This window comes from Bacteroides sp. 90-K9/2 (assembly GCF_047310725.1).
GTDB lineage: Bacteria > Bacteroidota > Bacteroidia > Bacteroidales > Bacteroidaceae > Bacteroides > Bacteroides vicugnae.
On the sequence record NZ_JBCGVL010000001.1, the window covers coordinates 410,490 to 433,468 of the forward strand.

A 22,979-nucleotide genomic window follows, 5' to 3' on the forward strand; every position below is an offset into this window, starting at 1 on the left:
TAATACTTACCTATGCAGGTATTCATTAATAAAATCTTTATAGTACTGGTCAACAGGTAATGGCAAATTGATTCCTAATTCGGTGGCAGCATCAGCCTGGACCTTATCCATGAAAGTTTTCATTTGGATCGTATTCAATTTAGAAGTACTTCCAACAACCGAAACAATATTTCCATTCATACATATTTGCCGTGGAAGAAACTTCCAGCAATAGTAATCATGTACATCCAACTTATCCGTGCCTGTCTCCCTCTCAATACAGGCAAACCACAGCCACATGAGCGCATTTTGCGACAGGGTACGCGGTTCTACCTTTCTCTTGATGCTTACAGTGTAAGTTCCATTTTTGAGCGTGGAACAGAGGTAGTCAAACGACTTATCCATTGTGACTACCCCATTTTGTTTTGTTAGAATAGCTTCTGCCATATTTAGAATGGTAAATCATCAGGTGGTGATACCTGTTGATATGGCTGTTGCTGATATGCAGGCTGCTGTACTTGTTGTTGCTGTCTCTGTGTAGGCTGTTGCATTGGTAACGGTGGTGGTACAGGAGCAGCCTGTTGCTGAACTTTCGGTGTAAGCATCTCGATACTATCAACAAAGACTTCAGTTATGTAACGTTTAACTCCTTTGCTATCATCATAGTTACGAGTGCGTAACTTACCTTCTATATACAACTTATCTCCTTTATGGACGTACTTCTCAACTATTTCAGCAGTCTTATTCCAAAAAATAAGATTATGCCATTCTGTACGTTCCGGCACCTGGGTTCCATTTTGCAAGGTGTACGCTTTATCTGTTGTGGCAAAAGATAAAGAAGCTACTTTTGCTCCACCGTCCAATGTTCTCACATCCGGGTCTTTACCGGCACGCCCTATAAGAATTACTTTATTAACACTCATTTTCCTTCCTCCCTTATAGTTACACGAATACTATCCGCTTTAGTTGACGTTTTTAAATATTGGGAATAAAGTTCCGGGTGATCTTCCTGAAACTTCTTTGCATCAAAACTCTTACCCGTTGAAGAGGGAGTATAGCTAACACGCAGCCGACCGGCGTCCCATGATTTAACACCGTTCTCACGCATGACACTTTTAAGCTGTTCCTTATAACCTTTCTGCACTTCAGCGATATAACTCGCCTGTTCCTCTATATCAATAATAGTATTTACTAATTGCATAGGAATAAGCAGCTTCTCATCGGCTGGAACAGGAGCATTAGGTAAGAACTGTTCACCTTTAATCTCACACTCCAGTAATCTCTTAACCTCTGCATCCGGTTTACGCTCAATCTCAACCAATTCAGATTTATCACCTCGTAGCCAAATTCCAAACAATTTATCAACTTTAATTAGTGGATTTTGAAGTTCAAACAAATAGGCATAAATTGATAACTGCCAACTCAAATACTCACGGTCAAGACTTGCAGTAGTCTTGATGTCACCAAGGCTGATTTTCTCGTCCTTTTCCCAAACACAATCAATATTCGATGCAAAATATTCATTATCTGAAACAGTGTACTCATTGGCAAAAGCCTTATATCCGGCATTTACTCTTTCCCTGATATAGTTAATAGCTTCAACACTTTCAGGTGGTAATCCTGTTACATCAGCAAACTGGCATTGTCCATGAATACGACTGCCTTTTTCAGCAGCTTTTTTCAATATGTATTCTGGAATATCCCTATACTTATTGGGAAATAGTTGCCGGCTTATCATTCCGGTAATACCTTTCAGTTGCTTTTCACCAAGAAAATATGTGTGGTTCTCTTCTGAGAAAACCACACTCGATTTAACCAACTCTATCATGATGCAGGATAAATTTTGCCCATTTCCATACAAGCATTTACAAACTCTTTATCATTTTGCATAGCCGGATTACCATACCATATTTTTTCAAGTTCAGCTCTGCTTTTGACAGCAAGCATATCGGCAATAGCCTTTTTCAGTTGAGCACCAGTATAAACTGGATTCTTCATACTAGCCGGTGTTTTTGCAGGCTGTTGCGCATCTTCTTTATCGTGAGTGTTAGTTGCATCACTGTCTTTTGTATCATCAATGCAAAATAGACCGTTAAGAGCATACTTTCTTGCATAAGAAGATGAGGCTCCGGTAATTTGGCTACCGTCCATTCCCTTCTTTGTTTCCTCTTCTCTCGCAAAAGCAGTCACTATTTCTTTTTCCCCTTTTTCGTTGGTTAAAGTGGCAGTTGCTTTTACATAAATTCTATTGCCTACTGGCACCATCTCATCACTGAGAGTTAATGAACACTTTGTTTCAGTAAGGATAGGTTTTACTGACTCAAGAATATCCTCACAACTACGGTATTTGTAACTACCGAACTTATTAAATTGCCCTTTGGGGGCTTTCAGCTTTTGCTGAATAGTTACTAATTCTTTCATAATTCTGAAATTAATGGTTTGACTTTTAATTCTTTACATCTATAAAGTTATCTTTTATTGACAAGATGTGCAAACAGAAACTTCGCCATTTTAACGCCTTTTTTGTAACAAAAAACTGCCTGTACGATATTGTACAGGCAGAAAAATAAGAAAATGAATAATCCAATGTACCTTATGGAACGGCTACGCTTGAAGGGTGTACGGCTCCCTGATTTATACATAATGTAAATGCTAGTGGACGGAACCGGAGTCGAACCGGTCTCACGGAATATTGGTGCACCTCACCGCAGTTTCAACCAACGATATACATATCCGCCCGATTAATTAAAAAGGTGCACTATCTTCACAGACCATACACCCCAATCACAAACACAAAACAAAACTCATGAACTACTATAATTTAATAGGATCAGAAGGGTGAATGGCGTGGGGCTCGAACCCACATCACGCATACCTGCGTATGCTGCCAATTACACCAGCCATCCGTTTTAAGTGAACTATTCTCACGAACCATTCACCTAGAACACAAACACAAAATAAAACACGACATTAACTATTAAATAGCACTCTCACGAGCTTCTTGCTTCCGGATAGCCGTTCAAAGCACACCAGAATAGTATAGAACAATTAAAACTCAAATAACAGGGGCTTTAACCCTACAGCGTCCTTTTCGCTGGCAACATTAGTTAAACATAAAAAGAAAAATTCTCTGTGAAGGAACCCGGACTCGAACCGGGATGAGTTGTCATGCTCACTACATCTAAGGGCTGACACTCCCTATTGTTGAGTAGCGCGTCTGCCAATTCCGCCATTCCTTCAGGTCGTAGCCAGACGCTTCCGGCTACATTGATTGATTGTTATTGATACAAACATAATTTTCCCCCTCACGGGTTACTTAACTCTGATTGAGTTGAACCGGGAAACGAATTCGAACCGCTGACCTCATGTAGAAACATGCGCTCTAACCAACTGGGCTATCCCGGCAGATGCCCGGCGAACCGGGCTAAATAAACATGACAAATACTAAAATTAAGCAATGCAGACCTTCACAGGCTATCTTTATTTTGTTTCCTATCTTCGTAGTATCGAAAACAGATATAATTCACTGATACGACAGTCACCAATACAAAAGCAGCAATAAATTCTTTCTTACTAACTTCAATGCTATCTATAAGATACAGTGTTGTCCATAAGGCAATGAACATCATGGCATACTGTATCACTTTAATCTTTTTCATTTCTTCCGTTTTTTATATTTAACTTTCCTTCCCGCACATCGGCAATGAAGTAATACTTGAGCAGCATTACAATGCCATTTACCGTTTTGGACATTAGTGGGCTTATCACTTTCAATCTTACCCGCTTCTATAAGATTCATCAATTTCTTTTCCCCACCTACGTAATATGCAGACTTATCTTTTCCGAATGTCTCCGTAGACATCACACGAAGAATATTATCCAGCAATATTTCAGCCATTTCACCCCTAATAGTTTCCATAAGCTTTAATTACTTACTCAACTCGTGTGACCGTAACAATACCACTGTTTCTATCAGACTTAATCCCCCATTTTTTATCAGGCTCCTTCTCTTTTAGCCTGTAAGAGGTCAGATTCAAAAGATACGCCCTTTTGGAAATGGGAAAGTCTTTTTTGTCATCAATCTCCATTTCACGGAGAATGCACATGATACTCTTTTCTTTTTCCATACTGATTAATTTTAAAATAAAAGCTCCCCCGAACCAATTCGATCGGCAGCATCACGCTTTATTCGGAGGATTTACTTAACTTTGGGGTGTATAATCAAAAATTAAGTGAAGAAATTTATTTATCATCTCTCTTTTTATCTCGATTAAACCCGACTTTACAATCTGCATAATCCCGAAAAGCTTTCTGTATCATAGCAGGAAGCTTTTCGGCTACTACTTTAGCTGATTTTATCGGCATATTCTCTACACGTAATGAGAATGTGGCATCTTCCAAATTCTCATTACTATCGTTTCTAATTGTTACTTGAATCATAAATATGTTATTAATCAATGGGACTACTCAATGAGTGAGATAGGCCAATAACCGTTCCCAATCAGGCTTATCGCCTGAGCCATATTCATCTTTGAAATGAGTGACAAACCACAATCGGATGCGCCACTCTTTCAAAGGTGCATTTACAATAAAGGAGGTTATTTCTCAGTAACCACCGTAAAGTTGTGTTTCCTCAATGACTCACATCTTAATTTTCCTGACTAAGTATTTGCTGATAAATTGGGGGAATTTCATAAACAAATAAGTAAATTATATTTTAGTGATAATAACCTAAACAATACTGTGGGGGTGTTTATTATTTCAAAAACTTGTCCTTTCAAATGCTGTTAGAATAAAGGACACACCCTAATAAAAATAAAGTGTCGAATTTTAAATTTATAATCAAAAACGGGTATGCCCTTTCATTTTTATTTATATTTTTGTCATTGTCGAATTTTTAAATTTATTATTATGGAAATAAAAGATTTAGTCGGACTTTCCGAGCCCTTAGTAAAACTTATTGAAACATTTAGTAATGGTTGCACAGGGCTTTTCAAACCGTATCAAATAAAAAGAATAGCAAAAGCTGAACGAGAAGTAAAAGAGCTTAACTGCAATTTAGATATGAAACTACAGATGAAACAAGCTCTTCTTTCAACTACAATCGACTCTGTAAAGTCAATTAGAGAGCAAAGACAATGTAATAATATAGCTGATATATATTCAATGGCAGCCGAAGAATTGGCTATAATTGAGAATGTATCAGATGAACCTGTTAATGTAGATTGGGCATCACAATTCTTTGATTATGCAAAAGACATCTCTGATAATGAAGCTAAAACATTGTGGTCTAAAATTTTAGCCGGTGAAATCAAATCACCAAACACATATAATAAAAGAACATTATTTGTTCTAAAACATATAGAAGTACATGAGGCAAAATGGTTCGTTGAAATATGTCCATTCATACTTAACAATCGTATTGTCCCTCGCTTTTTATTTGAGAAAAAAATTTATCCATACAGCCAATTCCTATCTCTATGTGATTGTGGTTTGTTTACAGAAGCTGAATGTATTTATTCTATAGACGAAGAAGAGATTGAAATAAAAGGGAGTTCCTTAACAATTACACTTCCGTATAGAAACCACACTATTGAATTTCAATCTTTTGGCTTGACTAATGCTGGTATTCAATTATACAGCCTTGTACAAAGCAAATCAAATAGAGATTATATGATTAAATTAAAAGAGAATATTGAAACAAGATATAACATTCAAGTTGAATTAACCTAAATACTGCATGAAGCAATTATCTCTATAACTCGATGTTTCGTAGCACAAAAAATCTTATCTTTAACTTCAGCATCAGTCGTACATATAGGATGATTGCGATCAGGTACAGTAAATTGAATAATCGTAGTTGCGTATTGCGTGAAGAAATGCATCTTTTTATAACGATACGCAACTATCATTTTTTTTACAACTTTCATATTCTATATTTTAAGAATTAAACATTGAAGTGATGGGCGGATTCGAACCACCGACCTCATGTAAAACATACGCTCTAACCTGTCTGAGCTACATCACTTTTATATACATAAAGCAAATGCCACGATTTGCCGACATACGTCTAACTGATTTAGTTTTACAACGATACGGCTTGACCATTAACCACAGCATTATATCGTTGGGAAGCCTGCCTACATCAGTAATCCCTTTCGGCACGTGTCGACTTCCAAAACACCATTTTACCAATATGTCAAAGAACTCTTCTCTGTTGTTCCCAGTCTCCCTTCAAGGGCAGGCTCAAAGACCGGACTGGGTGCCGGATAACCGACGGTTTGGTTTGACTTTAGTGAGGGTTATGATTTAGCAGCGGTGCAAATCAAGTTAGCTATTGTAGCAATGGACTTGACACTCTCCGCCAATTCGTAGTTTTTAGCATCTACTTTTCTCCACCAATCCTCATACATAGCTCTTTCTTTTCTTAGCTGTTCGTTCTCTTTCTTCAGTTCCTCTACTTGTTCTTCAAGAATCTGCTCACGTGATTTCTTTTGTTCTTCCATGATTATTTTATAATTTGATTAATCTCCGACATAATGTGCACCGTAATGAGTACTATTTGAGTTATAGTAAGCGGAAGCGGGAATACTGAGGTTATTGTACCCCTCATGCCTTGTAGCTTTAGCCGCTTTGCTCATTACCTCGTTTCTTTCTGATAAGAATTTATCCGTTCTTGCTTTCATGGCTTCCTGTGAGAAATTTTCTTGGAGTTTAGCAAGTCTCCAAGTAGCTTTCAGAACCTCAACAAAAGTTTTCCCCTGCTTCCTGCCTGAATACTTATAGGTTCTATGGGCATTTCTCATTATTTCGGATAAATCAAATCTTTTCATGTCTGTCACATTTATTTGGTTTCACATTTGTTTTATCAATCATTTTTTATACTTTTGGAGTATTGATTGATTGATGATGCAAATGTAATCCAAATATGGATAATTTCAAATCTGAAAACCTATTTTATTATCCATATTTGGATATATTAACTTTATAGTAAATTTTATGATTGATAGAATTAAAGAAGTTATAGCCTATTCGGGGCTATCTGATAGGGCATTTGCCCTCAAATGTGGTATTAAACAAAACACATTGAGTAGACAATTAGGAGGGGTAAGTGAGGTTAGCACCTCAACTATTAATGCAATATTGGATAACTACCAAGAAATATCCGCAGAATGGTTGTTAAGAGGAACCGGTTCCATGCTCATTCAAAAAGAAGAAACAGAACCAGGAATGGACAAATTGAAAAGTATAGTATATACAATAGCCAATCTACAAGATGAGATTAACGAAAAGACAATGCTCACTCAACGTCTTTTGGAAGAGAACCAGAAATTAAAGGGTGAACTGGCTATGTTGAAGAATGAACGAAATGTAGGATAAGCCATGAAAAGGACATATTATACTATAGTACTCAAAATAGCATTTGTAATCACTTACTTTATAGTACTGTTTAACTATCCAATAACAACAGTTATTATAAGCTTGATTCTTATTGCACTATACTATAACATAATGTCTGATTCAAGCCAAACTGATAGACCGGATAAATGGGTTAATGGATATACAAAAAAGGATGGAACCTATGTAAACGGTCACTGGAAAAGAAAAAGAAAGAAATAAATAAAATAAATACAAAATGAAGAAAATCACATTAGTTTCATTTGCATTAACACCCATAGTGTTATTTGCACAAGCTCCTGCACCGTCTTCATCATTCGATGGTTTCGGTTCAGTACTTATGGTATTACTTATCTGTGCTATAATCTTTATCGTATGCAGAGAACTACTTTGCTGGTATTACAAGATTAACAAAATGGTATCTAACCAAGAGGAAATTATCAGGCTCCTGAAAAAGATAGCAGAGAAAGATAAAATTGCATCTGATAATAAAGAAACTATTATTGATCCATTTCACAAATAAAACATCTATATGGAACTTAAAGAATTCATAAAAGATACAGTTACTCAAATAGCAGATGCAGTAACAGAGTTAAATGGAGGAACATCAAAATTTAACCTCATAGTAAACCCGATAGTCTCCATTGGAGGTATAAACAAAGGTACATTACATATTGGAAGGCAAGAATGTGTACTTACCAATATAGAATTTAATCTATCACTCACAACATCTGAAAACAAAGGAAGTGATGCTAAAGTTGGTGTATTTGCAAGCGTAATAGGAGTAGGAGCATCCTCTAATGAAAATGCACAAAACGAGATTGTGAGCAAAATAAAATTCTCGCTTCCAATATTGTTACCTACAAAAGAAGTTTAACTAATCGAACCGTCTTTAATGTATCTATATATTGCATCAGCAAGGTAAGCATTTGCAGGCTTAGAACCTTTTACAACATAATCGACACAACGTTCCCTGAGATCTTGGTCTTTTTTAAGTTCTCTACGAACTTTACGCTCTCTCATCCATTTTTGGATGCTTCTAAAAAACATTTTCATAAACGCACTATTTTAGTTTGACAATGCGCAAATATAACATTTAAAGTAATATAAAATATGAAATATAGAAATCTTGATAGTACATAAAACGGCAAATGGTCGAATTATGGTCGAACCATAAAAAAAAGCAGGACTATATAATTGATATACAGAATATACAACTAGATTTCCAAAAATGTGTCTAGTTTAGTTTTTGTGTTGATAGCTCCCTCGTCGGCGGACGAACAAGGGAGCTATTTTTTATTTATTACAGGAATATAATTGCATAAAATATACATATTTTCCATAACTTTGCAGTGACAAAGGATCACACAAATGGAATATAGTGTAGAAGAACTAAAAAGTGAATTAATAGAGAAATGCAAGAGCGAAGGTATCCTGTATGCAACGGTTGCAATGGACCGTCATACTAAAGAAATGATTCTTCCTGATACTTTACAAGGAGCTCTGAAACATCCGGAATTCTTCGTATGTACTTGCAAGAAAGTAAAAGACCAATATGTAGTGGAGGAGATTACCAAAGTGTAATCCTCCTCCAGTCTTTTATTTTTTATTCGCCCAGTTCACCCAGTAAATCGTAGGAAGGAGCAAAGAAAAGTGTTCCCGTTACTGCTGTACTAAAGTCCAGTAAACGGTCGGTATTGCCTACCGGATTGCCAATAAACATACTTTCCAACATCTGCCGGGTAGTAGTGAACGTACTTGCATAACCGATGAAGTAGGTACCATATTCTCCTTTAGACGTATTGGCGAACGGCATATTGGCACGCACTATTTTCAGGTCATCACCAATATTAGTGACGGCATTATGCGCATTTTGAGGTTTCTCCTCGTCAGACAGTTCGACATCGTTAAACTTGCGACGCCCGATCACTTTCTCCTGTTCTTCCACAGGCAAGGAGTTCCACGCAACCATATCATGAATATACTTCTGCACAAAGACATAGCTGCCTCCTGCAAAATCAGCATCTTCCTCTCCTACAACTGCAAAATGATAGGGATTTTCATCAACTGCCGGATTCTCCGTTCCGTCTACAAAGCCGATAATGGCCTTGCCGTCCATATATCTGAAACCGTGAGTTTCATCAACAGGCTCAACTACGCCTTGAAGTTTCTCATCGATGATAGATGCAAACTCAAAACATAATCCCATCTGTTTTGCACGGATATGAAACAATAAGTCGCCCGGAGTAGAAACTGCCGTATGCTTCTCGCCTTTTATCTCTTCGAAAGTGTTCAGTTCTTTGGGTTTTCCCAGTTCCGGGAAAAGACGGCTCCAGGCATCAGCTCCAAATCCCATGGTACAACTGAACATCATATCGGGAAAACGGTTACGCATACTGCGAATCAGGGCCGAAAAATTGGCACACACATCTTTTACTTTGTCAAGAGTTTCAGGCGAATCTTTTAAAGCATAAACAATAAAGATAACATTTTCGCCTTGTTTCCCAGCTACGTCTTGCGGGATATTACCACCAAATGAATGTTGATAAGGATTCATATTCTTCTTTTTTCTATTAGTTTCGTCAATGAAATAGTTATGTTCTAACTCTTCTTTTTATTAGGATCTTCAATACATGCGGCAGCCCCTTTATCCATAAACAATTCTACATTTTGAGCATGATGAGCTACATAGGCTGCGGGACCAGTGTCTCCCGAATGGCAGATTTCTTCTACTACATCGGCTTTGTTTTTTCCGGTAATCAGGAAAATGACATAGCGGGCATTCTGAATGGGATATCCCGTCATTGCGATACGCTTCTGCCCGTTACGGGGATGTGCACTGACCACATAAATAGAGTTTGAAGTCAGCAAATCTTCTTGTCCGGGAAAGATGGAAGAAGTGTGTCCGTCATCTCCGGCTCCCAACAGTATAATATCGAATTCGGGCCAACCACGTTTAAACGGCACTTGCTGCCGGACTAACTCCGAATAGCGAACCGCCTCTTTCGCAGGCTTTTCCTCTCCACGGATGCGGAATACATTCTCATAAAGAATAGGAGTTATGCCCAGAAGAAGGTTGCGCATCATTCCGTAATTACTGTCCGAATCATCGGGAGGCACACAACGTTCATCCACCCAATAAATCCGCATACGGTCCCAAGGGGTGATTTCCAGATATTCATTCGCCCATAAATCGAACATCAGAGCAGGGGTATTACCACCGCTGACTGCGATATTGAACACTCTGTCCGGCTCTTCATTCATGATTTCCACCAGGCGGAGTATCAATGCTCGTGAAGTTTCAATAGATGAGGGAAAAACTGATATTTTCATAATTCACAATATTGATCTGTATTTGTCAAATTCTTACAAGGATTCGTCCAGTCGGCCCCATGTTCATGCATCATCGCTTCGCTTTCCAAAGGCCCCCACGTACCTGCGGGATAACCGTAAAGAGGCGCGTCGGGATTATCTTTCCAATAGCGCAGCACCGGATCGAAAAATTTCCATGAGGCTTCTACTGCATCACTTCGAGTAAATAAAGTCGGATCACCCTGAATACAATCGTCTATCAGACGGGCATAAGCGTCGCCACTAGGCACACCGCCCAACTGTGCATAACTGAAATCCATCGTCACCTGACGGACTTCGAAGCCTGCACCGGGGACTTTCATTCCGATCTTGAGCACTATTCCTTCATTCGGTTGCAAACGAAGAATCAATTTATTCGCCCGCGGACAGTTGCCACCGGCACAATGAAACATCTGATGAGGTGTTTCACGAAAATGAACAACGATTTCCGTTACTTTCGTCGGCATTTGTTTTCCTGTACGAATGTAGAACGGAACGCCACTCCAGCGCCAGTTACTGATGCCCAGTTTCATGGCAATATAAGTTTCCGTGCGCGAATCGGGAGCCACTCCTTTTTCTTCACGGTATCCCTTTTTACTACCGGAGGCTGTATATTGTCCGCGAACAATATGTTCGTTCAAATCGACATCGTTCAATGGAGTAAGAGATTCGTAGACCTTCACCACTTCATTACGGAAATTGTCTGCATTGAAAACAGCAGGCGGTTCCATAGCCGTAAGGGCTACAAGCTGTATCAGATGGTTCTGCACCATATCCCGCAGCGCACCTGCCGTTTCATAGAACCCGCCACGTTGCTCGATACCCAGATTTTCTACGGCTGTAATCTCAACGTAGTCGATATAGTTACGGTTCCAGAGAGGTTCGAAGATACCATTGGCAAAACGGAAAGCCAGTACATTCTGGGCCGTTTCCTTACCGAGAAAATGGTCGATACGGTAAATTTGATGCTCATTGAAAACAGAGGCATACGTTTTATTCAGTTCAAGTGCCGATTCGAGATCATAGCCGAAAGGTTTTTCGACGATGATGCGCGAATGGGGAGTGTTAAGTCCGGCAGCTTTCAAGTAGATGGGCACTACTCCGTAAAGTGATGGCGGAGTGGCAAGGTAGAACAGCAGATTGTCCGGATCTACCTCGTTAGTCAATTCCACCAGACGTTGGCGGAGTTGTGGGTAACCTTCTTCTTTTGCCGGGTCCATCGGTAAATAGTAGAGATGGGAGACAAACGAAGCCATAAGAGCTGCGTCCTGTTCTTCGGACTTGACGAACTGTTGCAGTTCTTCTAATATATAGGAACGGTAGTTATCGTCAGAATAGACCGTACGCCCGATACCCAATATGGAAAACTCTCCGGTCAACCGGTTTTCACGGTAAAGGGAGTAAAGGGCAGGCATCAGCTTACGCTTGGTCAAGTCACCCGACGCACCGAAAATTATCATTGCAAATTTATCCATCATTCAAGAATTGTTTTGATTTATGTTTTGAAATGGTAAATAATCATTTATGAGTCCACCACAGAGGACACGGAGAACACAGAGTTCTTCTCTCTCTTTCTGCAAGTAAAACAGAGCGATAAATACAATTATAAATACGTGAAACTCTGTGTTACTCCATAGTAAATAAAAATATAAAACCTCTGTGTCCTCCGTGTCCTCTGTGGTGAAATATAATTTATCATTTCAAAACTATTTTTCTATTTAAACATTATATGTACCCGATTTCGTATCTCCTCCGTGGCCTGTCCAGTTCTCGTGGAAGAACTGTCCGCGCAACTCATCCTTACGCTCAAAAGTGTGCGCACCGAAATAATCGCGTTGTGCCTGCACAAGGTTGGCGGGCAAATCGGCAGAAGTGAGCGAATAGAAATAGTTCAGGGCAGAAGAGAAAGCAGGAACGGGAAGTTCTTCTTTCATGGCTTCCGCCGCCAGACTCTTCCATCCGGGAAGCAATGTCTTCATTTCTTCTTTAAAATAAGGAGCCAACAACAAGTGTTTAGGCTTGTCGGTGGCTTCGAAGGCAGCGGCAATATCGTTCAGGAATATACTGCGGATGATGCATCCCCCACGCCACATACGTGCAATGGAAGCCAGGTCGAGATGCCAGCCGAAAGCGTCGGAAGCACGTTGCAACACGGCGAATCCCTGGGCATAAGAGACGAGTTTGGAAGCATAAAGAGCAGAAAAAATATTCTTTACGAGTTCCGCCTTATTATATATAGGTTGTGTATGTTGACACTGGAATTGCTTGGAAGCCAAGTGACGCAAGTCTTTCTGTGAAGAAAGGCTTCGTTCGAATACCGCCGTGGCAATTAGCCCTAACGGCATACCGAGTTCCATCGCATTGATAACCGACCATTTACCGGTTCCTTTCTGTCCGGCTGCATCCAGAATTTTATCAATGAGATAACCTCCGGATTTGTCTTTATGCCGCAGAATGTTGGCGGTGATTTCAATCAGATAACTGCGAAGTTTGCCTTCGTTCCAACGGGCAAAGACATCAGCCATTTCCTCATTGGTCAGATCAAGCAACTTTTTCATCACCCAATAGGCTTCGGCAATCAGTTGCATATCACCATATTCGATACCGTTGTGAATCATCTTCACAAAATGACCGGAGCCGGCAGGACCCACCCATTGGCAACAAGGAGTGCCGTCCGGAGCTTTTGCCGCAATACTCTGAAGAATCGGTTTCACTTCAGGCCATGCTTTTTCCGAACCGCCGGGCATAATAGAAGCGCCATTCAAGGCTCCCTCCTCACCACCGGACACACCGCTACCGACGAAAAGAAATCCCTTTGATTCCGCCAGTTGGACACGACGGTTGGTATCTTCGTAATTAGAATTACCGCCATCAATAAGAATGTCTCCCGGTGAAAGCAACGGGAAAAGCTGATCCATCAGTTCGTCTACCGGACTTCCGGCACGAACCATCATCATAATCTTACGGGGAATAGCTATCGAATCTACAAATGCCTTTATATCCGTGAATCCTTCGATGTTTTTACCTTTTGCACGACCATTCAGGAAGCGCTCTACCACCCCCTCTTCTACTCCGGGAACAGTACGGTTATATACCGACACGTGCCATCCCTTACTCTCCATGTTTAAAGCAAGATTCTCGCCCATCACAGCCAAGCCGATAAGTCCGATATCTGTTTTATTCTGATTTGCCATAACTTGTATATTTTGAATATTCTTTATCTTAGTAACATTTAAAATGCACATTTGTTCGCAAGATTTTAGATTAAAACATTATTTTTGTAGTCTACAAATAAAATCAAGGATGAAGAAGATCAAAATCGGTTTGCTGGCACGCATCGTTATCGCCATCATTTTGGGTATTGCCATCGGCACAGTTTTCCCGGCTCCGCTAGTGCGAATATTTGTTACGTTCAATGGCATTTTCAGTGAATTTCTCAATTTCTCTATCCCATTGATTATCGTCGGGCTGGTCACTGTGGCTATTGCCGACATCGGGAAAGGTGCAGGAAAAATGCTGCTCCTGACTGCTTTGATCGCTTACTTCGCTACTCTTTTTTCCGGCTTTCTCTCCTACTTCACAGGAGTTACAATATTTCCCTCACTTATCGAACCGGGTGCGCCACTTGAAGAAGTAAGCGCAGCGCAGGGAATCCTCCCCTACTTCTCCGTTTCGATTCCGCCGCTGATGAACGTGATGACAGCCCTGGTTTTAGCTTTCACACTGGGGTTAGGACTGGCGTCACTCAACAGCGACGCATTGAAAAATGTGGCACGTGATTTTCAGGAAATTATCGTACGAATGATAAGTGCCGTCATTCTGCCTTTGCTGCCGCTTTATATTTTCGGCATATTCCTAAACATGACACATTCGGGACAAGTATATTCTATCCTGATGGTGTTTATTAAAATTATCGGAGTCATCTTCGTTCTTCATATTTTCCTGTTGGTTTTTCAGTATTCCATTGCGGCATTGTTTGTGCATAAAAATCCATTCAAATTGCTTATCAAAATGCTGCCGGCTTACTTCACGGCATTGGGCACACAATCATCCGCAGCCACCATCCCCGTGACGCTGGAACAGGCCAAAAAGAACGGAGTATCTGCCGAAGTGGCCGGATTCGTGATTCCGCTATGTGCCACCATCCATCTATCGGGCAGCACATTGAAAATCGTAGCCTGCGCACTGGCATTGATGATGATGCAGGGAATGCCGTTCGACTTCCCCCTGTTCGCCGGGTTTATCTTTATGCTGGGTATCACAATGGTAGCCGCTCCGGGAGTTCCGGGTGGAGCAATCATGGCTTCCCTGGGGATTCTGCAATCCATGCTCGGTTTCGACGAATCGGCACAAGCTTTGATGATTGCGCTTTACATCGCCATGGACAGTTTCGGCACTGCCTGCAATGTGACGGGAGACGGAGCTATCGCTTTGATTATCGACAAAATAATGGGAAAAAACCGTGCTGAATGACTGTGCTGAAAAATAATTGGAAAGTCACTTGGCTGGGTCACAAAAAATGCCGACATTTGCACCCACATTTTCAATTATATAAATAATTAGCGTATGAAAAAAGCCCTAATTTCAGGCATCACCGGACAAGATGGTTCTTATCTTGCCGAATTTCTATTGCAAAAAGGTTACGAAGTACACGGTATACTCCGTCGTTCTTCTTCGTTCAATACAGGACGTATTGAACATTTGTATTTTGACGAGTGGGTGCGCGACATGAAACAGAAACGTACGATTAATCTGCATTATGGGGATATGACAGATTCTAGTTCGTTAATTCGTATTATTCAACAGGTGCAACCGGATGAAATCTACAATCTCGCAGCTCAAAGCCACGTGAAGGTTTCGTTCGACGTTCCGGAATACACTGCCGAAGCAGATGCTATCGGTACGTTGCGTATGCTCGAAGCTGTACGCATCCTGGGACTGGAAAAGAAAACCCGCATCTATCAGGCTTCTACTTCCGAATTGTTCGGTAAGGTGCAGGAAGTTCCACAAAAAGAGACAACTCCATTCTATCCCCGTTCTCCGTATGGGGTAGCCAAACAATATGGTTTCTGGATTACTAAAAACTACCGCGAAAGCTATGGTATGTTTGCAGTAAACGGTATTTTGTTCAATCACGAGAGCGAACGCCGTGGTGAGACGTTCGTTACCCGTAAAATTTCGCTTGCTGCCGCACGTATCGCACAGGGCGAACAGGACAAACTGTATCTGGGTAATCTGGATGCACGCCGCGACTGGGGATATGCCAAAGATTACATCGAATGTATGTGGCTGATCCTGCAACATGATGTTCCCGAAGATTTCGTTATTGCTACTGGAGAAATGCACACGGTGCGCGAATTCGCAACGTTAGCATTCAAAGAAGCAGGGATCGAACTTCGTTGGGAAGGTGAAGGCGTAAATGAAAAAGGTATCGACGTAGCTACCGGAAAATCTCTGGTAGAAGTTGATCCGAAGTATTTCCGTCCATCGGAAGTAGAACAGCTGCTGGGCGACCCGACAAAAGCTAAAACACTGTTGGGTTGGGATCCGCGTAAAACATCATTCGAAGAACTGGTAAGCATCATGGTTCGCCACGATATGGAGAAAGTGAGACGAATGATTGCTACCAAACACTAAATGAATTTCATTTCACCACAGAGGACACCGAGGACACAGAGGAAAAAATAAAATCCTCCGTGTCCTCTGCGTCCTCTGTGGTGAACTAATAAAAGATAGAATGGAAAAGAATGCAAAGATATATGTGGCAGGACACCGCGGACTTGTGGGATCTGCTATCTGGAAGAATTTGCAGGATAAAGGATACACAAATCTGGTAGGCCGCACTCACAAAGAGCTTGATCTGCTGGATGGCGCGGCTGTCCGTAATTTTTTCGATGAAGAACAACCGGAATATGTATTCCTTGCTGCTGCCTTTGTAGGTGGTATCATGGCGAACAGCATCTACCGTGCCGACTTCATCTATAAGAATCTGCAAATTCAACAGAATATCATCGGAGAGAGCTTCCGCCACCATGTAAAGAAGTTGCTCTTTCTGGGTAGCACGTGTATTTATCCACGTGACGCCGAACAGCCGATGAAGGAAGACGTATTGCTTACTTCACCGTTGGAATATACCAACGAACCGTATGCAATCGCTAAAATTGCCGGACTGAAAATGTGCGAAAGTTTCAACCTGCAATATGGAACGAACTACATCGCTGTGATGCCGACAAACCTTTACGGACCGAATGATAATTTCGACTTGGAACGCAGTCATGTACTGCCTGCCATGATCCGTAAGATTCATCTGGCACACTGTCTGAAAGAAGGAAACTGGGAAGCTGTACGTAAGGATATGAATCTGCGTCCGGTGGAAGGTGTGAATGGCGACAGTCCGAAAGAAGAAATCCTGGCTATTCTGCAAAAATACGGAATCAGCGAAACGGAAGTCACTCTTTGGGGTACAGGTACTCCACTCCGCGAGTTCCTTTGGAGCGAAGAAATGGCGGATGCCAGTGTCTTTGTTATGGAGCACGTAGACTTCAAAGATACCTATAAAGAAGGTAGCAAAGATATCCGCAACTGCCACATCAACATCGGCACCGGTAAGGAAATCACCATCCGCCAACTGGCCGAACGTATTGTAGAGACTGTAGGGTATCAAGGAAAACTGACCTTCGACAGCAGCAAACCGGACGGCACTATGCGCAAGCTGACCGATCCTTCGAAACTGCACGCTTTGGGGTGGCACCATAAAATTGAAATCGAGGAAGGCGTACAAAGAATGTACGAATGGTACTTGAAATAAGAATCTAAAGAATCAATCAATATGCTATGAGCAGAATTATTTTTGCTTATAGCATATTTTTTTTTGATTATAGCATAATGATTTTTGGTTATAGCATAATGAAATTAGCTATAATCATATTCTTTCCTCCTACCGGCCTGTCGCAATCTCACCGCATCGCCCTTCCCCCATTTCCAAAAATTCTTCCCTCTTAATTCTTCATTCTTAATATAATTGCTATATTTGCACAAATTAATACCAAATGTGCAAAACAATGGAACAAAGTTTTATAGCCTACATTGAGAATAGTATCAAAAATAATTGGGACTTGGATGCCCTGACCGATTATAAAGGTGCAACATTACAGTATAAAGACGTAGCTCGCAAGATCGAAAAACTCCATATCATTTTTGAAGAAAGTGGGATCCGCAAAGGAGACAAGATTGCTGTTTGCGGAAGAAACAGCTCTCATTGGGGAGTCACTTTCCTTGCTACACTGACGTATGGGGCAGTTGTTGTACCCATTCTCCATGAATTTAAAGCGGACAATATACATAACATCGTCAACCATTCCGAAGCAAAATTACTGCTTGTAGGAGATATGGTATGGGAAAACCTGAATGAGTCGGCAATGCCGCTACTGGAGGGTATCCTGATGATGAACGACTTCACCCTGCTAGTGTCACGCAGCGAACGACTGACTTATGCACGCGAGCATCTGAACGAAATGTTCGGCAAAAAATATCCGAAGAATTTCCGCACAGAGCATATCGCATATCATAAGGATGAACCGGAAGAACTGGCTGTTATCAATTATACTTCAGGAACAACAAGTTACTCGAAAGGAGTAATGCTCCCCTATCGCAGTCTGTGGTCGAATACCAAATTTGCTTTTGAAGTGTTAGACCTGCAAGCCGGAGATAAGATCGTATCCATGCTCCCTATGGCACATATGTACGGACTGGCTTTCGAATTCCTTTATGAGTTCTCCGTGGGTTGCCACATCTACTTCCTTACCCGCATGCCGAGTCCGAAAATCATTTTCCAAGCTTTCGAAGAGGTGAAACCGAATCTGATTGTTGCCGTACCGCTTATCATCGAAAAAATCATCAAGAAGAGCGTACTTCCGAAACTGGAAACTCCTGCAATGAAGATCTTACTAAAAGTACCTATCATCAATGACAAGATAAAAGCAACGGTACGCGAAGAAATGATTAAGGCATTCGGCGGAAACTTCAAAGCTGTTATTGTAGGAGGTGCTGCTTTCAATCAGGAAGTAGAACAGTTCTTGAAAATGATTGATTTCCCTTATACAGTAGGATATGGAATGACGGAATGTGGTCCGATTATCTGCTACGAGGATTGGAGAAGATTCAAACCGGGTTCATGCGGAAAAGCTGTGCCACGTATGGATGTGAAAGTGTTGTCATCTGATCCCGAAAACATTGTTGGCGAAATCGTATGTAAGGGCCCGAATGTGATGTTGGGATATTACAAAAACGAAGAAGCTACCCAAGAAGTTATCGACAAAGACGGATGGCTGCATACAGGTGACCTGGCTTTGATGGATGCCGAAGGAAATGTTACGATCAGAGGACGCAGCAAGAACCTGTTATTGAGTGCCAGCGGACAGAATATCTACCCGGAAGAAATTGAAGATAAATTGAACAACCTGCCATACGTGGCTGAAAGTATTATCGTTCAGCAAAACGAAAAACTTGTCGGACTTGTTTATCCTGATTTTGACGACGCTTTCGCTCACGGTCTCAAGAATGAAGACATCGAGCAAATAATGGAAGAAAACCGTGTGGCACTGAATGATATGCTACCGGCCTACAGCCAAATATCCAAGATGAAAATCTATCCGGAAGAATTCGAAAAGACACCGAAGAAGAGCATCAAACGTTATTTATATCAGGAAGCAAAAGGCTAATATAAAGTTAGCTGCATAGAGATATAACTTAAACCGAAAAGAGAAAGGAATGAAGATAAAGAAAACAATATTCACGGCAGCTATACTAATGGCTGCCGTTTGTTTACCGGCACAGAACAAGAGTGCAGGTATTAATATATCCATCTGGAAAGATATTTGTACGCAACCGCATGACAGTACACAGACGACTTATGTGAACATCGGTCTCCTGTCTACAATGAACCGTCTGAACGGTGTGGGCATCAATGCATTGGGAAGTGTGGTACATGGTGACATGAACGGAGTACAGATCACCGGATTAGCCAATCTGGCAGGTGGAACAATGAGGGGTGTCCAGCTGGCCGGTATCAGTAATATCAGTGGTAACAACACCGTAGGACTTTCTGCTGCCGGACTGGTAAATATCACCGGTGACAGAACGCAGGGAGTAATCATATCCGGCTTAACCAGCATCGGAGGAGATAATACCTCGGGGGTAATGATGAGTGGTTTCATGAATGTGACGGGCAACATGGCTTCGGGGCTACACTTTTCCGGAGCGGCAAATATCACAGGACAGAGCTTCGGCGGTTTGATGGCTTCCGGACTTTTGAATGTAGTAGGCGAACACATGAACGGCTTGCAGATTGCAGGAATTGCCAACATAACCGCATCGAAACTGAATGGGGTGCAAATAGCATTATGTAATTATGCAACGCAGGCACGCGGGCTTCAAATAGGCCTTGTCAATTATTACAGGGAAGATATGAAGGGGTTCCAACTCGGACTGGTGAATGCGAATCCTGATACAAAAGTGCAAATGATGGTGTATGGTGGAAATGCAACACCTGCCAATATAGGTGTACGCTTCAAGAACCAATTGTTTTATACTATTCTGGGAGTCGGCTCCATGTATCAAGGATTGAATGATAAGTTTTCGGCAAGTGCATCCTATCGTGCCGGTCTGTCATTTCCTCTTTACAAAGGCTTATCCATCAGCGGAGACCTTGGCTACCAGCATATCGAGGCGTTCGATAACAAAGACGAGATGATTCCGAAACGTTTGTACGCATTGCAGGCACGTGCCAATCTGGAATATCAATTTACCAAGAAGTTCGGTATCTTTGCGACAGGCGGTTATGGGTTAACCAGATTCTATAATAAATCAAGCAATTATGATAAAGGAGCGATTATAGAAGCAGGTATTGTTCTTTTCTAAACAAGAATCGGGCAAGATATACTGCTGAAAAGATTAAAACACTAATATCAAGATATTGCTTTACTAATGATAATTCGTTCCACCTGGATGTTTGTTTCGTTCCACCATGGTTTTCCTTTCGTCCCATCCGGGTCACCGTTTAGTCCCACCTAGGTGGAACGAATCACTCAATGCACTAAAAGTTATTGAATTTCATATTGCAAAGGAATAACATTCATTTCAAACCTTCTCCTTTATCAGACCAGTACGATAAGCAACAAGCAATTTCTTCAAATCCTGTATTTGAGTCACCAGTTCTTTTCCCTTATCGGTATCTTTCACCATCATTCGTTGCGAATTAAATTCGAGAACAAAGTTGGTCGATTTGATATCAAGCCCCTCTTCAATGGCTTTCTGACGGGACTGGAACGGTTCATGCTGTACGAGCTGCATACCATGAGAATGATAAACAAGTGTATATCCCGCAATTCCCGTTTCCGGCTGATAAGCTTTCGAGAAGCCACCATCGATAACGAAAAGCTTGCCATTGGCTTTCATGGGTTGTTCTCCCTGAATCGTTTTCACAGGCACATGACCGTTGATAATATGCGAATGAGGCCCTAAAACTCCAAACTCTGTCAAAATCTGGTCACAAATATCTTCCCGGTTACGCAATGTGTAATAATAGCCCTTCTTTTCTTTATGTAACTCTTTATCTTCTAGGAAATAACGCTCAAAAGTCGCCATCTTATCCTTATCAAACAAGGGAGCCTCCGGACCACACCACATATACCAGATATAATCCATAGCAAATTCCTTATCCTCCTCTCCTTCTTCATCGAAGTAAGCGGTACGGATCAGTTGATCGGCTTTATCCAGCAATCTATGTCCCCAGTATTCCTTTCCACGTATTTTGACATGCTTAAAACTGCCATCCTCATTCAGAGGAACAGAAGCATGATAAAGAAGATTCGAGTTTGAAACCAGATACATGCCGCCATAGGTAAACAGACAACGCATATGCTTCTTCAATTTCTCGCTATTCATAAATGAATAATGAATCTTTTCTACCAATTCGCGTTCTTCTTCAGTCAACCGGTAAGGATTTGCCGGGTCTACAGTCGGGAAGTTGGTATCGCGCAAAGCATATTCTTTTCCTTCGTACACAAAGACACCACGTTCAAAATCAATCTTCTCCAGAAGTTTACGATTAGCCATTCCGAATTCCGGACGGCGGTCGATGATTTCAGCTTCCAGCTTAAACTGGATAATGGTAATGGCTTTATGCATTTGAGTAATCAGACGCAAAGTCTTCTCATTATAATGAGCATCGGCAAAGTTCATTTTCGGCATGAAGATCGTGCAAGGATCATCGGCATACGTATCCATTGCAAAAGTAGCCAATGGAAGCAAATTGATTCCGTACCCGTCTTCAAGCGTACCCAGATTACCGTAGCGCATGGACATACGTATCACATTAGCGATACAACTATCATTACCGGAAGCTGCTCCCATCCAAAGAATATCATGATTTCCCCATTGGATATCGAAGTTGTGGTAATTGCACAATGTATCCATAATGATATGCGCACCGGGACCACGGTCGTAAATATCTCCTACGATATGAAGAGAATCAATAGTCAAGCGCTGAATCAGATTACACATAGCGATAATGAAATCGTCGGCACGCTTCGTAGTGATAATCGTGCTGATAATTACATTAATATAAGCATGCTTGTTCGGTTCGATAGACGATTCGTGCAATAACTCCTGAATGATATAAGAAAATTCGGCAGGCAGTGATTTACGAACCTTCGAACGGGTATATTTGGAAGACACGTTCTGACAGACCTTCACCAGTTGGTTCAGCGTAATCAGATACCAATCGTCCAGATCCTTTTCACGGGCCTTCACCAATTGGAGTTTCTCTTCGGGATAGTAAATCAACGTGCAGATTTCTTTCTTTTCAGCTTCACGGAGAGTATTGCCGAATATTTCATTTACTTTACGTTTTACCGCACCGGAAGCATTTTTCAGTACATGCTGAAAAGCTTCATATTCTCCATGAATATCAGTCAGGAAATGTTCCGTCCCTTTAGGTAGATTTAAGATAGCCTCCAAGTTGATTATTTCCGTACTGGCATCGGCAATGGTAGGAAAACTTCGGGAAAGCAGTTGCAGGTAACGGAGATCACTCACAATGCTTTCAGGAGTTATGTTACTTTGAGCAGTCATTCTATTTACTATTTTACTATTTACAATTTATTAATTGGCAACTTATTATTCGTTGACAACTTACCATTTAGTAACTCAAAAAAGGAATTTATTAACTCCTCTCCTTTTCTAGTTACAAA

General features: G+C 41.1%; 26 protein-coding genes and 5 tRNA genes. 10 read left to right on the forward strand and 21 right to left on the reverse strand.

The window, feature by feature from the left end:
* Positions 1-6: 6 nt before the first annotated feature.
* From AAHJ11_RS01565 to AAHJ11_RS01620, 12 genes are all read right to left on the reverse strand, one after another.
* Positions 7-426 (reverse strand): hypothetical protein, encoded by a 420-nt coding sequence (locus AAHJ11_RS01565; RefSeq protein WP_413578972.1) that lies wholly within the window; start codon positions 424-426, stop codon positions 7-9.
* Positions 427-428: 2 nt separating this feature from the next.
* The gene (locus AAHJ11_RS01570; RefSeq protein WP_413578973.1) at positions 429-902 is read right to left on the reverse strand and encodes a single-stranded DNA-binding protein; all 474 of its coding nucleotides are present in this window, start codon (positions 900-902) and stop codon (positions 429-431) included.
* On the reverse strand, positions 899-1,807 hold the full coding sequence (locus AAHJ11_RS01575) for a hypothetical protein (protein ID WP_413578974.1): 909 nt from the start codon (positions 1,805-1,807) through the stop codon (positions 899-901). Before AAHJ11_RS01575 ends, AAHJ11_RS01570 begins: the two co-directional genes overlap by 4 nt.
* Entirely contained in the window at positions 1,804-2,400 is a 597-nt protein-coding gene (locus AAHJ11_RS01580; protein ID WP_413578975.1) for an ERF family protein, read from the reverse strand. Before AAHJ11_RS01580 ends, AAHJ11_RS01575 begins: the two co-directional genes overlap by 4 nt.
* 235 nt (positions 2,401-2,635) lie before the next feature.
* Positions 2,636-2,718 (reverse strand) — tRNA-OTHER (locus AAHJ11_RS01585).
* Between the two features lie 100 nt (positions 2,719-2,818).
* Positions 2,819-2,885 (reverse strand) — tRNA-OTHER (locus tag AAHJ11_RS01590).
* 227 nt (positions 2,886-3,112) lie between these two features.
* Positions 3,113-3,218 (reverse strand) — tRNA-Leu (locus AAHJ11_RS01595).
* A 95-nt stretch (positions 3,219-3,313) separates the two neighbouring features.
* Positions 3,314-3,384: transfer RNA gene (locus tag AAHJ11_RS01600), tRNA-OTHER, on the reverse strand.
* Positions 3,385-3,446: 62 nt separating this feature from the next.
* Positions 3,447-3,638 (reverse strand): hypothetical protein, encoded by a 192-nt coding sequence (locus tag AAHJ11_RS01605; protein ID WP_004300202.1) that lies wholly within the window; start codon positions 3,636-3,638, stop codon positions 3,447-3,449.
* Positions 3,635-3,898, reverse strand: a complete 264-nt coding sequence (locus tag AAHJ11_RS01610; protein WP_413578976.1) for a hypothetical protein — start codon at positions 3,896-3,898, stop codon at positions 3,635-3,637. The genes AAHJ11_RS01605 and AAHJ11_RS01610 overlap by 4 nt, the downstream gene beginning before the upstream one ends.
* A 13-nt stretch (positions 3,899-3,911) precedes the next feature.
* Positions 3,912-4,106 (reverse strand): hypothetical protein, encoded by a 195-nt coding sequence (locus tag AAHJ11_RS01615; protein ID WP_008775948.1) that lies wholly within the window; start codon positions 4,104-4,106, stop codon positions 3,912-3,914.
* Positions 4,107-4,221: 115 nt separating this feature from the next.
* A complete protein-coding gene (locus AAHJ11_RS01620; RefSeq protein ID WP_342989225.1) occupies positions 4,222-4,419 on the reverse strand; it encodes a hypothetical protein in 198 nt (65 codons plus the stop codon).
* 471 nt (positions 4,420-4,890) lie between these two features.
* Here AAHJ11_RS01620 and AAHJ11_RS01625 point away from each other — a divergent pair, with 471 nt between their 5' ends.
* On the forward strand, positions 4,891-5,712 hold the full coding sequence (locus AAHJ11_RS01625; RefSeq protein ID WP_413578977.1) for a DUF2806 domain-containing protein: 822 nt from the start codon (positions 4,891-4,893) through the stop codon (positions 5,710-5,712).
* A gap of 224 nt (positions 5,713-5,936) precedes the next feature.
* Here AAHJ11_RS01625 and AAHJ11_RS01630 read toward each other — a convergent pair.
* From AAHJ11_RS01630 to AAHJ11_RS01640, 3 genes are all read right to left on the reverse strand, one after another.
* A tRNA-Lys gene (locus AAHJ11_RS01630) sits at positions 5,937-6,007 on the reverse strand.
* Positions 6,008-6,281: 274 nt separating this feature from the next.
* Positions 6,282-6,485 (reverse strand): hypothetical protein, encoded by a 204-nt coding sequence (locus tag AAHJ11_RS01635; RefSeq protein ID WP_342989227.1) that lies wholly within the window; start codon positions 6,483-6,485, stop codon positions 6,282-6,284.
* Positions 6,486-6,503: 18 nt separating this feature from the next.
* The gene (locus AAHJ11_RS01640; protein WP_413578979.1) at positions 6,504-6,812 is read right to left on the reverse strand and encodes a hypothetical protein; all 309 of its coding nucleotides are present in this window, start codon (positions 6,810-6,812) and stop codon (positions 6,504-6,506) included.
* 166 nt (positions 6,813-6,978) lie between these two features.
* On the opposite strand from AAHJ11_RS01640, the gene AAHJ11_RS01645 reads away from it, so the two are divergent.
* The 3 genes from AAHJ11_RS01645 to AAHJ11_RS01655 all read left to right on the forward strand — a co-directional run bounded on the left by AAHJ11_RS01645 (position 6,979) and on the right by AAHJ11_RS01655 (position 8,254).
* On the forward strand, positions 6,979-7,359 hold the full coding sequence (locus tag AAHJ11_RS01645) for a helix-turn-helix domain-containing protein (RefSeq protein ID WP_413578980.1): 381 nt from the start codon (positions 6,979-6,981) through the stop codon (positions 7,357-7,359).
* A 256-nt stretch (positions 7,360-7,615) separates the two neighbouring features.
* Positions 7,616-7,900, forward strand: a complete 285-nt coding sequence (locus tag AAHJ11_RS01650; RefSeq protein WP_413578982.1) for a hypothetical protein — start codon at positions 7,616-7,618, stop codon at positions 7,898-7,900.
* Positions 7,901-7,909: 9 nt separating this feature from the next.
* Positions 7,910-8,254 (forward strand): hypothetical protein, encoded by a 345-nt coding sequence (locus AAHJ11_RS01655; RefSeq protein WP_320974466.1) that lies wholly within the window; start codon positions 7,910-7,912, stop codon positions 8,252-8,254.
* Here AAHJ11_RS01655 and AAHJ11_RS01660 read toward each other — a convergent pair.
* A complete protein-coding gene (locus tag AAHJ11_RS01660) occupies positions 8,251-8,433 on the reverse strand; it encodes a hypothetical protein (RefSeq protein WP_320974467.1) in 183 nt (60 codons plus the stop codon). The two genes, AAHJ11_RS01655 and AAHJ11_RS01660, sit on opposite strands and share 4 nt — an antisense overlap.
* A 315-nt stretch (positions 8,434-8,748) precedes the next feature.
* Here AAHJ11_RS01660 and AAHJ11_RS01665 point away from each other — a divergent pair, with 315 nt between their 5' ends.
* Positions 8,749-8,961 carry a hypothetical protein gene (locus AAHJ11_RS01665; RefSeq protein ID WP_099145872.1) on the forward strand — a complete coding sequence of 71 codons (213 nt, stop codon included), beginning with the start codon at positions 8,749-8,751 and terminating at the stop codon, positions 8,959-8,961.
* 22 nt (positions 8,962-8,983) lie between these two features.
* Here the strand turns inward: AAHJ11_RS01665 and AAHJ11_RS01670 are convergent, their stop codons facing one another.
* From AAHJ11_RS01670 to gnd, 4 genes are all read right to left on the reverse strand, one after another.
* Complete coding sequence (locus AAHJ11_RS01670) at positions 8,984-9,934, reverse strand: Dyp-type peroxidase (RefSeq protein WP_320974468.1); 951 nt, start codon at positions 9,932-9,934, stop codon at positions 8,984-8,986.
* Positions 9,935-9,978: 44 nt separating this feature from the next.
* Positions 9,979-10,710, reverse strand: a complete 732-nt coding sequence (pgl, locus tag AAHJ11_RS01675; protein WP_167511895.1) for a 6-phosphogluconolactonase — start codon at positions 10,708-10,710, stop codon at positions 9,979-9,981.
* Positions 10,707-12,203: a glucose-6-phosphate dehydrogenase gene (zwf, locus tag AAHJ11_RS01680; protein ID WP_148367371.1), complete on the reverse strand. Its 1,497-nt coding sequence runs from the start codon at positions 12,201-12,203 to the stop codon at positions 10,707-10,709. The genes pgl and zwf overlap by 4 nt, the downstream gene beginning before the upstream one ends.
* 243 nt (positions 12,204-12,446) lie before the next feature.
* Positions 12,447-13,922 (reverse strand): decarboxylating NADP(+)-dependent phosphogluconate dehydrogenase, encoded by a 1,476-nt coding sequence (gene gnd / locus AAHJ11_RS01685; protein WP_148367328.1) that lies wholly within the window; start codon positions 13,920-13,922, stop codon positions 12,447-12,449.
* 109 nt (positions 13,923-14,031) lie between these two features.
* Here gnd and AAHJ11_RS01690 point away from each other — a divergent pair, with 109 nt between their 5' ends.
* From AAHJ11_RS01690 to AAHJ11_RS01710, 5 genes are all read left to right on the forward strand, one after another.
* Positions 14,032-15,201, forward strand: coding sequence for a dicarboxylate/amino acid:cation symporter (locus tag AAHJ11_RS01690; protein ID WP_074559687.1), 1,170 nt, complete (start codon positions 14,032-14,034; stop codon positions 15,199-15,201).
* Between the two features lie 93 nt (positions 15,202-15,294).
* Positions 15,295-16,365, forward strand: a complete 1,071-nt coding sequence (gene gmd / locus AAHJ11_RS01695; RefSeq protein ID WP_117933029.1) for a GDP-mannose 4,6-dehydratase — start codon at positions 15,295-15,297, stop codon at positions 16,363-16,365.
* A 100-nt stretch (positions 16,366-16,465) separates the two neighbouring features.
* Positions 16,466-17,536: a GDP-L-fucose synthase family protein gene (locus tag AAHJ11_RS01700; RefSeq protein WP_074559690.1), complete on the forward strand. Its 1,071-nt coding sequence runs from the start codon at positions 16,466-16,468 to the stop codon at positions 17,534-17,536.
* A 253-nt stretch (positions 17,537-17,789) separates the two neighbouring features.
* The gene (locus AAHJ11_RS01705; protein ID WP_148367330.1) at positions 17,790-19,448 is read left to right on the forward strand and encodes an AMP-binding protein; all 1,659 of its coding nucleotides are present in this window, start codon (positions 17,790-17,792) and stop codon (positions 19,446-19,448) included.
* Between the two features lie 49 nt (positions 19,449-19,497).
* Entirely contained in the window at positions 19,498-20,646 is a 1,149-nt protein-coding gene (locus AAHJ11_RS01710) for an LA_2272 family surface repeat-containing protein (RefSeq protein ID WP_413578986.1), read from the forward strand.
* Positions 20,647-20,865: 219 nt separating this feature from the next.
* Here the strand turns inward: AAHJ11_RS01710 and AAHJ11_RS01715 are convergent, their stop codons facing one another.
* Positions 20,866-22,860 (reverse strand): fructose-1,6-bisphosphatase, encoded by a 1,995-nt coding sequence (locus AAHJ11_RS01715; RefSeq protein WP_413578987.1) that lies wholly within the window; start codon positions 22,858-22,860, stop codon positions 20,866-20,868.
* Positions 22,861-22,979 lie beyond the last annotated feature (119 nt).